The 11,431-nt window shown below is 36.8% G+C and carries 4 protein-coding genes; 1 reads left to right on the top strand and 3 read right to left on the bottom strand.

What is annotated here, in order from left to right; genetic code table 11:
* Positions 1-34 precede the first annotated feature (34 nt).
* Complete coding sequence (locus AsAng_RS11495) at positions 35-1,099, bottom strand: sensor histidine kinase (RefSeq protein ID WP_264792929.1); 1,065 nt, start codon at positions 1,097-1,099, stop codon at positions 35-37.
* A 298-nt stretch (positions 1,100-1,397) separates the two neighbouring features.
* Positions 1,398-2,093 carry a response regulator transcription factor gene (locus AsAng_RS11490; RefSeq protein ID WP_264792928.1) on the bottom strand — a complete coding sequence of 232 codons (696 nt, stop codon included), beginning with the start codon at positions 2,091-2,093 and terminating at the stop codon, positions 1,398-1,400.
* 416 nt (positions 2,094-2,509) lie between these two features.
* Between AsAng_RS11490 and AsAng_RS11485 the strand changes: the two genes are divergently transcribed.
* Positions 2,510-3,184 carry a YggS family pyridoxal phosphate-dependent enzyme gene (locus tag AsAng_RS11485; RefSeq protein WP_264792927.1) on the top strand — a complete coding sequence of 225 codons (675 nt, stop codon included), beginning with the start codon at positions 2,510-2,512 and terminating at the stop codon, positions 3,182-3,184.
* 272 nt (positions 3,185-3,456) lie between these two features.
* Here AsAng_RS11485 and AsAng_RS11480 read toward each other — a convergent pair whose 3' ends face one another.
* Complete coding sequence (locus AsAng_RS11480; protein WP_264792926.1) at positions 3,457-11,082, bottom strand: T9SS type A sorting domain-containing protein; 7,626 nt, start codon at positions 11,080-11,082, stop codon at positions 3,457-3,459.
* Between the last annotated feature and the right edge of the window lie 349 nt (positions 11,083-11,431).

Below are 11,431 nucleotides of genomic sequence, written 5' to 3'. Positions count from 1 at the left end.
TGTCCTGTTCTAAAAATGACTTTTTCGACTGCTTTTAATTTGCCTTTTTTAAGGTGAAACCAAACGTAGAACCAACTTCAATACGACTTCTAGCAGTGATGGTTTGCTCGTGTGCTTCCAAGATATGTTTGACAATTGCCAAGCCTAAACCTGTACCACCTTCCGATCTAGAACGTCCTTTGTCTACTCGATAGAATCGCTCAAAAAGTCGAGGAATATGCTCTTGAGCAATTCCTTTGCCATTGTCTGAGATTTCAATCAAAATATTGCTATCTAAATCATAAAACCCAACTAGCGTTTCTCCATTTTCTTTGCCATATTTGATCGAATTGCTAATTAAATTGACAATTACTCGGCGAATACTTTCCACATCAGCATTAACGATTAGCGGTTTTTGGTTAGGATTTTTAAACGCCAAGCTAATTCCCTTTTGGGAAGCCTTTAACTCACTATCGTCCAAAACATCCTTAATCAACTGGCAAATGTCAAAATCAACTAAATGCAATTGAAGCTTTCCTGCTTCAAACTTTGAAATATATCCCAAATCAGCAACAATATTTGCCATTCGCTCTGTATTGTTGGCAGCACGGGTCAAATATTTATAATTAATATCGGGATCTTCCATTCCTCCATCCAGAAGGGTATGTAAATAGCCCTGAATATTAAAAATGGGCGTTTTTAATTCGTGGGATACATTGCCCATAAACTCACGGCGATAGACCTCCATGCTTTTGAGCGATGAAATTTCCTTGGTCCAATTTTTTGCCCACTCTACCACTTCTTGCTCTACCTGATCTATCATATGATTTTTCATGTTTACACTAACAACAGCATTGGTCGTTGGCGTTTTCATGCTGTGAATCGTTTTATAAATCAGCTTTATTTTTCTATAAATAAAACGACGCAACGAATCGTAAATCGCTAAATATCCAAAACCAAGCGAAACCAAAGGAATCAAAAAAACGAGCGCCCAAGTAATACTTTCACTAAAGAGTAATTTGGCTCCAAGCGTGAAAACCAATAGAATGCCTGAGTTATTAGCTGCTGTAAGCCAAGCCAATTGTTCTGGACTAGGATTTTTTGTTTTAAAAAATAGCATTTTCGAAAATGAATTAGAGATACTAAATAGGTCAATTGTTAAATAACTTAAGTAGCATTGGTTGTGCGTAAAATTTGCAATGATTAGGGCTACTTAGTGTCTTATATTACTCTGTTAAAAACCTGAACAGAGTGAGTAACAAGGCTGCAGCTACCACGAAGCAGCAACGGAGTATTAATTCTTAAATACACAAAAAAAATAGCCAAATTTATTCCACGAATAGGTACCTTATCAAATAAGCCTATCGCAATTGAATAAATCTGACCGTTTATAAAGAGCGTTATGCTAGTATTAATGCTTAAAACTCAAATTTGTATCCTATTCCCTTGATAGTTTTGATGTAATTTTCTCCTACTTTTTCGCGAATTTTCCGAATGTGAACATCAATTGTTCTATTGCCAACAATTACATTACTCCCCCAGATTTTATTGAAAATTTCTTCTCTGGTAAATACCTTTCCAGGTTTGGATGCTAATAGGCAAAGTAGTTCAAATTCTTTTTTTGCTAAGGTAATTTTATCGTCAGTATCTTGCTTTTGAACAATGAATTGTTCTTTGTTGATATAAAGATCAGATACTTGAATAACATTTTTATCCGTTTTGGGCGATTTTTTATTGAATCGGCGCAATAGAGCATTAATTCTACTAATTAGAACTCTAGGGCGGATGGGTTTGGTGATGTAGTCATCTCCTCCAACTTCAAACCCTACAATTTGAGAATAATCCTCACTTCTAGCCGTTAAAAATGCAATGATTGTATTCTCAAATTCAGGAATTGCCCGAAGCTCCTTGCATACTTCAACGCCATCCATCTCTGGCATCATAATATCCAGTAAGATTAAATGTGGCTTAATTTCTTTCGCTTTTTGCAAAGCTTCCAAACCATTAGTAGCGCTAGTCACTTCAAAACCTTCTTTGGTAAGGTTGTAACAAACAAACTCCAAAATGTCGGGTTCGTCATCTGCGATTAGTATTTTGTACTCGCTTGAATTCATTGTTAAATTAAATTAAAATAGGTTTGATGACCCAAAATATAAAATATTTTTGAATAGTCTAATGAAATTGTACAGAATGGGGTGTGAGTGATAACGAAGTTTTCTTATAGGGATATTAGAATAAAGGAACTTTGTTAAAAATAAGTGATTGATTTAGTTTTTCATTTATTAATTTTGTGGTTTATTATTGAATACAATTGATTCTAATTTTAGAATCTATCAAATCCTCTTGTGATACCGCAAAAGTAAGCTTTCAATGAGTATGGAGGGTTAATGTAATATTAAGTTATTGTTACGAATCTTCAAAAAAATAAATACTCAAATTGAGTATATATTTGTGTTTTATGTGTTGTGTGTTAAAAATAAACTCAAGAGAATTTTTTTTACAATTTGAGCAAGAAAAAAGTTAAACAAAAATGATAAATCAGGAAAATTATAGAATGGTATTGGCTAAAACTCAAGGAGCAACTGCCAATTTAGTAGCCGTTTCTAAAACAAAACCTAAGGAAGATATCCAAGCTTTGTACAAGTTGGGGCAACGTATTTTTGGAGAAAATAAGGTACAAGAATTAGTTGAAAAACAAAAAGAATTACCGCAAGATATAGCCTGGCATCTTATTGGCACTTTGCAACGAAATAAGGTCAAGTATATCGCTCCTTTTGTAACTATGATCCATTCGGTTGATTCTTTGAAATTATTAAAAGAAATCAATAAACAAGCAGCCAAATCCGAACGAGTGATTGATTGTTTATTGCAGTTTCATATCGCCGAAGAAAGTACAAAATTTGGTCTTTCGCTCCAAGAAGCAGTGGAGCTGTTGTCTTCTACTGCCTTTAAAGAAATGAAACATGTCCGTATTGCTGGATTGATGGGAATGGCAACCTTTACAGCAGACAAGGAGCAGGTAAGAGCAGAGTTTAAAACACTAAAAAAATATTTTGAGGAACTCAAGGCACAATTTTTTGCTGCTTCAGATACTTTTAACGAAATATCAATGGGAATGTCTGGAGACTATGAAATAGCGTTGGAAGAGGGGAGTACTTTGGTTAGAGTAGGTTCTTTGTTATTTGGGGTTAGAACTTATCATTAGTTCTTATAGACAAAGGTCTCTACTATTGAGGTTTGATCTTTTTTTGCAAAATGTTGCACAATCGTTTTTTGAGTAGTCAATTTAAAAACCTGATTTCAAAGGATATATATAGTAAGCCACATATATATGGCAATTCCATTTTCCCTTTTGGATAAGTTTTCTACTATTCTAAAACCCCCTAAGCACCATCAACACTATAGCATTCACTAATGCGTACGAATTTTTGGTGCTTAGGGTAAGGTTACAATGTCCTTTTTATAAAGTTTTAACTTCTATTTTGCAAAAATTAATTCTCCTGATTTTATTTCTTTCTCCTGATTCATTACACGATAATAATATACGCCATTCTCTAAATTGTTCCTTCTCAAAGTTACTTTATTTTGTCTAATATTGTCAATCCGTTTTACTTCCCTTCCCAAAACATCAAAGATCTGTATTTGAATATTTTCAAATTGTATAGATGCATCAAAATAGAAAACGGTGTAATCCTTAAGAGGATTAGGATAAACAGAAATAGCTTCGTTTTCAATTGAACCAATCGTTCCAGCACACATATCTACTTGAATGGTAGAAGTATCGCTATTGGTACAAAAAGAATCTGTATAAGTATAAGTAATAGTGTATAAGCCATTTCCCACGGCAGTAGGTGTAAAAATAGAATCATTTGTTACACCAATACCAGAATATATTCCTCCAATTGGACTACCGCCAGTTAGAACAAAGGCTGGAGTATTTTCACAAACAACTCCAAGAGAAGAAAATGTTACTACTGGCAATAGGTTTGCCGTTATATTTAATTGTGCTGCACTACTTACACCACATGCATTATTAGCAGTTACAGAAATGATCCCACTATTGGAATTCGCTGTTACAGAAATACTATCTGTTGTCGAACTTCCTGTCCAACCACTAGGCAAAGTCCATGTATAAGATGTAGCATGATTTACGAGAGGAATGGTATAACTTGCTGAAGTACCTGTGCAAATAGATGGAGCGCCTGTGATAGATAAGGGCTGTGCAGGAACAGTCTTAACATTAATGGTATCTGTTGATGTGGCTATAGAATTAGTAACACAGCTAGCTGTTGAAGACATCATCAGTTCAAGAATATCTCCACTATTTAAGGTAGAACTACTAAAACTCCCATTATTCCCTACCGTAGAGCCATTTAAGAACCACTGATAACTGGGTGTTGTACCTCCATGATTAGGAATTGCCGTGAAAGTTACATGCACTCCATCACAGATTGTATCTATGTGAGGCGTTGTTGACCAAGTAACACTAGGGGTTACATTGGGCAAAATTGAAGCAACAAGGGCATTAGACGTATCAGGACTTCCTGATACACAAGGCATATTAGAATATAGGATACAAGTGACTACATCGTTATTATTGAGACTTGAAGTTGTAAATGTTGCAGCATTACTACCTACATTAACCCCATTAACTCTCCATTGGTAAATAGGACTTGTCCCTTCATTGGTTGCAGTAGCAGTATAAGTAATTGCTGTACCAGCACAAACTGTATCTGTAGGCAAAACAGAAGCGCTAATTGTAACATCTGAAACGATTGAGGAGTCAAAGGTAACTGTAAACATAATAGAGTCTGTTAAAATACAAGTACCATTGGTACATTGTACGACATAGTTGGTGCTTTCATAAGGCGCTGCAATGGGACTAGCGCTATTACTTGAATCTAATCCTATGCTAGGTGACCAGCTATAATTATTAACCTCGCCTCCTGTGACGTTCAATTGAATTGGAACTGCATAACAAGCGGATGTATCGGTAGGTGTAACAGATAAACTCCCATTTATAACACTAAAAAAAGCATCACTTAGGTCAAATAAAGTAGGAGTTGTTAATGAGCGAACTCGTAAGAGTACATTATTGGAAGAAATGTTATTGGGGACAATCCAATCGTACGAATAATTAGTAGAGGCTATAAGATTAGAGCTCATACTCCCTGAAGCAATATTAATCCAGGTAGCACCACTATTTACAGAATAGTCAATACTATAAGAGCCACTCGAATTTAAGTCTGTCCATCTGATTGTCTTGGTATGACAGCCAACTAGCGTATCACCTATTCCATTAGGAGCCAATAATTGAACTACTTGAGGTCCTGAGCTAATTGTAAATAGTTGATCACTAATGTCTTCTTTGCAATGGTTGATGTTGTCTCTTACCCAAATAACGCAGTTATTAGAAAGCGTGTTCGGAATTGTCCATGCATAGGTATTGGTAGAAGTTGTATATCCTGTAACAATATTGGTATATGTTGCGCCTCCATTTGTAGAATAAAAAATGTCATATATATTAGAAATTCCATCCGAAGACCAAGAAATATTATAGACATTTCCGACTGTCATAACACCACCAAAATTTGGTTGAATAATTGTAACAGGCTTTGTAATGGTAAAAGTGGAATCACTCCTGTCTGAAAAACTAGTGAAATTAGGTCTTACTCGTACCATTGCTTGATTGGTTTGAGTATTGGGCATCGTCCAATTATAAGTGGCTGGGTTTGCATTGGTTGTCCAATTAGAGGTTATTGTCGTCCAATTTGAACCATTATCCAAACTATATTCTACCTCATAACTATTCCATGCAGGAGACCTGTCAATCGTAATAGAGGTAACCGTACAACCTCCCCAAATAGTTGTTCCATTATCACCATTAGGGGTAAGAAGCGTTACAGCAGGTTTTATTGTAAAGACACTGTAAGAAACATCATTCAAACTAAGATTAGTACTATTACTTGCTCTGACTAAACATTGAGTAGAATACACATTTGGAATCGTCCAACTTTCACTACCCGTATTGGAAACGCTCCCTATATAATTCCAAGTAGCACCATTATCTAAAGAATACTCTAATTTGACATAACTTGAGAAAAATGTAGATGCTAACCAAGTAATGTTATAGGTAGTCCCAGAATAGAGTGTTTGCCCTCCATTGGGAGCTGTTAAAACTGGATCACTAGGACTAACCGTAAAATTGGCATCCGAGACATCTGAACGACAAGTATTGTTAAAATCAAGGACTCTCACTAAATAGGAAGTTCCAGGATTATTAGGGACATTCCAATTGTAAGAATTGTTAGAGGTACCATTATTAAGCGCAGACCAAGAGGTACCATTGTTATCTGAATATTCCACCCTAAATTGTCCTGATGCATCCGAAGTATGTGTCCATGTGATGGGATGAGTACTTAGCCCTTGCCAAACTTCGCCACCATTAGGAGAAGTTACGGTAATGGAATTAGAAGGCAGTATGGTGAAAGTAGCATCAGAAATATCGGAACGGCCTCCCCAGCCAACTTCTGCCACTCTAATTAAACATTGACTAGAACTTATACCATTGGGTACTGTCCAAGAGTAATTTTGAGACGAATAACTGCTGTTGTTTATATTTGTAGCGATGGTATTCCAATTAGCACCATTGTCGGTAGAATAATAGATATTCCAATTGGATAAACAATTCGATTTGTCCCATGAAATGACATAATTATTGCAGCCATAGAGGGTATCACCGCCATTGGAAGCGGTAACTTCAACAGGTGGAATTATCGTAAAATTGCTATTAGAGACATCAAAAACAGAAGGATCATTATAATGACTTGCTCTGACTAAACACTGTGTTGATGGAGTACTGGGAACGACCCATGAATAGCTGCCTGTATTAGAAACAGTAGCAATAGTATTCCAAGAGCTTCCATTATCCAAAGAATATTCTAACTTGATGGAAGTAGAAAAAGTGGATTGATCCCATCTAATATTGTAATTACAACCAGGTCTTAGTGTGCCCCAATTTGGAGCTGTTAAAACGGGAGTAGGTTGTGTAATGGTAAAATTGGCATCCGAGACATCTGAACGACAAGTGTTGTTAAAATCAAGGACTCTCACTAAATAGGAAGTTCCAGGATTGCCAGGGAGATTCCAATTGTAAGAATTGTTAGAGGTACCATTGTTAAGCGCAGACCAAGAGCTACCATTGTTATCTGAATATTCCACCCTAAATTGTCCTGATGCATCCGAGGTATGTGTCCATGTGATGGGATGAGTACTTAGCCCTTGCCAAACTTCGCCACCATTAGGAGAAGTTACGGTAATGGAATTAGAAGGCAGTATGGTGAAAGTAGCATCAGAAATATCTGAACGACCGCCCCAGCCAACTTCTGCCACTCTAATTAAACATTGACTAGAGTTTATGCCATTGGGTACTGCCCAAGAATAATTTTGAGACGAATAATTGCTGTTGTTTATATTTGTAGCGATGGTATTCCAATTAGCACCATTGTCGGTAGAATAATAGATATTCCAATTGGATAAACAATTCGATTTGTCCCATGAAATGACATAATTATTGCAGCCATAGAGGGTATCACCGCCATTGGAAGCGGTAACTTCAACAGGTGGAATTATCGTAAAATTGCTATTAGAGACATCAAAAACAGAAGGATCATTATAATGACTTGCTCTGACTAAACATTGTGTTGATGGAGTACTGGGAACGACCCATGAATAGCTACCTGTATTAGAAACGGTTGCAATAGTATTCCAAGAGCTTCCATTATCCAAAGAATATTCTAACTTGATGGAAGTAGAAAAAGTAGCTTGATTCCATCTAATATTGTAATTACAACCAGGTCTTAGTGTGCCCCAGTTCGGAGCTGTTAAAACAGGAGTAGGTTGTGTAACAGTAAAATTGGCATCCGAGACATCTGAACGACAAGTATTGTTAAAATCAAGGACTCTCACTAAATAGGAAGTTCCAGGATTGCCAGGGACATTCCAATTGTAAGAATTGTTAGAGGTACCATTGTTAAGCGCAGACCAAGAAGTACCATTGTCATCCGAATATTCCACCCTAAATTGTCCTGATGCATCAGAAGTATGTGTCCATGTGATGGGATGAGTACTTAGCCCTTGCCAAACTTCGCCACCATTAGGAGAAGTTACGGTAATGGAATTAGAAGGCAGTATGGTGAAAGTAGCATCAGAAATATCAGAACGACCACCCCAGCCAACTTCTGCCACTCTAATTAAACATTGACTAGAGTTTATGCCATTGGGTACTGCCCAAGAATAATTTTGAGACGAATAACTGCTGTTGTTTATATTTGTAGCGATGGTATTCCAATTAGCACCATTGTCGGTAGAATAATAAATATTCCAATTGGATAAACAATTCGATTTGTCCCATGAAATGACATAATTATTACAGCCATAGAGGGTATCACCACCATTGGAAGCGGTAACTTCAACAGGTGGAATTATCGTAAAATTGCTATTAGAGACATCAAAAACAGAAGGATCATTATAATGACTTGCTCTGACTAAACATTGTGTTGATGCCGTACTGGGAACGACCCATGAATAGCTACCTGTATTCGAAACGGTTGCAATAGTATTCCAAGAGCTTCCATTATCCAAAGAATATTCTAACTTGATGGAAGTAGAAAAAGTAGCTTGATTCCATCTAATATTGTAATTACAACCAGGTCTTAGTGTGCCCCAGTTCGGAGCTGTTAAAACAGGAGTAGGTTGTGTAACGGTAAAATTGGCATCCGAGACATCTGAACGACAAGTGTTGTTAAAATCAAGGACTCTCACTAAATAGGAAGTTCCAGGATTGCCAGAGACATTCCAATTGTAAGAATTGTTAGAGGTACCATTGTTAAGCGCAGACCAAGAGGTACCATTGTCATCCGAATATTCCACCCTAAATTGCCCTGATGCATCCGAAGTATGTGTCCATGTGATGGGATGAGTACTTAGCCCTTGCCAAACTTCACCACCATTAGGAGAAGTTACGGTAATGGAATTAGAAGGCAGTATGGTGAAAGTAGCATCAGAAATATCTGAACGACCGCCCCAGCCAACTTCTGCGACTCTAATTAAACATTGACTAGAGTTTATGCCATTGGGTACTGTCCAAGAGTAATTTTGAGACGAATAACTGCTGTTGTTTATATTTGTAGCGATGGTATTCCAATTAGCACCATTGTCGGTAGAATAATAAATATTCCAATTGGATAAACAATTCGATTTGTCCCATGAAATGACATAATTATTGCAGCCATAGAGGGTATCACCACCATTGGAAGTGGTAACTTCAACAGGTGGAATTATCGTAAAATTGCTATTAGAGACATCAAAAACAGAAGGATCATTATAATGACTTGCTCTGACTAAACATTGTGTTGATGCCGTACTGGGAACGACCCATGAATAGCTACCTGTATTAGAAACGGTTGCAATAGTATTCCAAGAGCTTCCATTATCCAAAGAATATTCTAACTTGATGGAAGTAGAAAAAGTAGCTTGATTCCAAGTAATATTGTAATTACAACCTGGTCTTAGTGTGCCCCAGTTCGGAGCTGTTAAAACAGGGGTAGGCTGTGTAACGGTAAAGTTGGCATCCGAGACATCTGAACGACAAGTGTTGTTAAAATCAAGGACTCTCACTAAATAGGAAGTTCCAGGATTGCCAGAGACATTCCAATTGTAAGAATTGTTAGAGGTACCATTGTTAAGCGCAGACCAAGAAGTTCCATTGTCATCCGAATATTCCACTCTAAATTGCCCTGATGCATCCGAAGTATGGGTCCATGTGATGGGATGAGTACTTAGCCCTTGCCAAACTTCACCACCATTAGGAGAAGTTACGGTAATGGAGTTAGAAGGCAGTATGGTGAAAGTAGCATCAGAAATATCGGAACGACCGCCCCAGCCAACTTCTGCCACCCTAATTAAACATTGACTAGAGTTTATACCATTGGGTACTGCCCAAGAATAATTTTGAGACGAATAACTGCCGTTAGTTACATTTGTAGCGATGGTATTCCAATTAGCACCATTGTCGGTAGAATAATAAATATTCCAATTGGATAAACAATTCGATTTGTCCCATGAAATGACATAATTATTGCAGCCATAGAGGGTATCACCACCATTGGAAGCGGTAACTTCAACAGGTGGAGTTATTGTAAAATTGCTAGATGAAATGTCATAAAGATTTGAATGAAGGCTATTGGTAGCTTTTACTAAACATTGTGTTGATGCCGTACTAGGAACGACCCATGAATAGCTGCCTGTATTTGGTACAGTAGAGATATATGTCCATGTAGATCCATTGTTTAGAGAGTATTCTAACTTGACATTAGAAATGAAAGAAGATGTAATCCATCTAATATTATAATTACATAGAGGTCTCAAAGTACCAGAATTAGGAGCAGTAAGGACAGGATCAGGAGGTACAATCGTAAAAACAGCATTTGAGACATCTTGCATACAATTTTGGACATGATCCATCACTCTAACCATACAAGTTGTAGTAGTGTCCATGCTAGGCACAGTCCATGAATAAGTACCTGTTGGACTGTTATATCCTATTGCAAGATTGTTCCAGTTTGTTCCATTATCTGTAGAATATTGAATCGTATAAGAGTTGGATGTTCCAGCGGCATTCCAAGTAATATTTTGAACCGTTCGCCCTTTCCACACTTCACCACCATTTGGAGAAATAAGTGTAATAGGAATATTGATGGTAAAAACAGCATCACTTGTATCTTCTGTTGTTGTATTCAAAGCATCTCGAACACGCATTAAAACAGTAGAGGATTGAACATTAGGAACAGTCCAGTTAAATTGTCCATTGGTAGATAGGTAATTACTAGCAACGGATGTCCAAATAATCCCCCCGTCTAATGAGTAATCAATATTCCAATAGTTTGAGACCGTTCCAGTTTGAGTCCATTGGACAGGATAGGTTTCACAGGCATATAAAACCTCCCCACCATTAGGTTGTACAAGGGTAATAGATTGAGCAAAAGAATTTTGGGCTAGAATTAAAATACATAAAAAATAGAATACTGTTTTAAAGACTTTCATGGTTAAATGGAGTTGAAAGAGGATTCTAGAAGGGAATCGTTCTGATGTTTAGCTGTAAGGCAAAAATATAAATGGTTTTAATCTTTATAGTTCCCTAAATGCAGTTTGGATAGGGGACAGTTTTAATACGAAGTTAAATAAAAAAAACTCACAAATGTACTCTTTTAAACTCAAAAAGAAATTCTTTGATAATCATTATTGGAATAAACATCATGCAATTTAAAATAGGCATACCCTAACATTTGCCATGTACCCCAAAAAAAACAGGACGACTATTTAAGTGAATAAAAAAGCTTAAATTAGAGCTGTGAAAAAAGAAAGTTTACCACAAAGTTAGCTTCGCTGAGCC

This window comes from Aureispira anguillae (assembly GCF_026000115.1).
GTDB classification, from domain to species: domain Bacteria; phylum Bacteroidota; class Bacteroidia; order Chitinophagales; family Saprospiraceae; genus Aureispira; species Aureispira anguillae.
This window is presented reverse-complemented; position numbering and strand designations above follow the sequence as displayed.